Below are 1,240 nucleotides of genomic sequence, written 5' to 3'. Positions count from 1 at the left end.
TGTAGCTTGCCACTAGGTTTTGTATATTTTGCCACTAGGTTTTGTATCAATTTATTTTCTTTTACATGATTTTAAGGGGGGCTCAAAGGGTCTTCAAAGACCTTTCAAAGATTGTTTAAATCCCTTTAATAGATCTTTTTCTCTTCTCCTAAATATCACAATTGGTAATGATGAGTTCCTTTGCCGGAATCGCATTATTTGACAAATTACAGGAATAAATTGTTCTCACCTCTTTTATATGGAATTGACTGAAGGTTTTTCGAATCTCTGGCACATCATTGAGAGAGAGAAGAAACTTCCCCTTTAATTGTGTAAGCAGCATAGACATCCTCTGGTAATCCTCCCGCTTAAACAAGTCCTTGCCATAATAATCCTCAACACCCAAATAAGGTGGATCAAGATAAAACAAGGTATTTGGCCGGTCATAACGCACAATAAAATCAGACCAGTCTAAATGTTCAATGATAACTCTCGCTAAACGGCGGTAAATAAGCTTTAATATACCTTCAAGTTTGAAGGGATTAAACCGTGCACTACGGTCTGTCTCAACTCTAAACGTACGCTCTGCTACTTTCCCACTAAAACTTAAACGCTGCAAATATAAAAACCGCAAAGCCCGTTCTAAATCCGTAAGCGTTTCTGGATTTTGTGTCTGTAAGCGTTCAAACGTCTCACGGCTGCTTATTTGAAACGCTAACAGTTCTATAAAAGGGTGATAATGGCGTTGTAACACCCGAAAAAAATTCACCACATCTCCTGAAAAATCATTGATAATTTCAGTAGATGGAATCAGTTTCCGTCTAAAGAATATTCCACCCATACCAACGAAAGGCTCAGCATAAATGCTATGTGGAATATCTTCAATGATTTTGACAATGGTTTTGGCTAATCTTCTTTTGCCCCCAATATAAGCAGCAGCTGGTGAAATAGGTTCAACAGATTTTAATTTTTCCTTATGAAGTATATCCATTATTTTTTAACACTCTTTCATCTATGTTAATCGTCTTCTCATTGCTTTAAGTGATAAAAAGTGGCTGCGATGTTAAGTTAAGTTGCATCGGACGGGGTTGTCGCTAAACTGTTCCCGTTGGCTGGGTGACCAGCCCAGCCTCTATTTTTGTCCCTTCCCTTGTTTGGTGCTTCGAGTGTAATTTCTGTAGTGTATCCGCTTTGTTTTTCATAGCAGTGGGTGACAGTGGAAGCTTTCCATGGCCCATTGATTTGCCCACGAAACCCTTGA

General features: G+C 38.7%; 1 protein-coding gene and 1 pseudogene. Both read right to left on the bottom strand.

Annotation, left to right across the window (positions count from 1 at the left end; translation table 11 throughout):
- Positions 1-148: 148 nt before the first annotated feature.
- Complete coding sequence (locus ACFIMX_RS08965) at positions 149-970, bottom strand: DNA adenine methylase (RefSeq protein ID WP_375639938.1); 822 nt, start codon at positions 968-970, stop codon at positions 149-151.
- 77 nt (positions 971-1,047) lie between these two features.
- Positions 1,048-1,240 (bottom strand): annotated as a pseudogene (locus ACFIMX_RS08960) (hypothetical protein); the annotation flags it as partial.

It is taken from the genome of Bartonella sp. AD24XZML, from assembly GCF_042196485.1.
GTDB lineage: Bacteria > Pseudomonadota > Alphaproteobacteria > Rhizobiales > Rhizobiaceae > Bartonella.
This window is presented reverse-complemented; position numbering and strand designations above follow the sequence as displayed.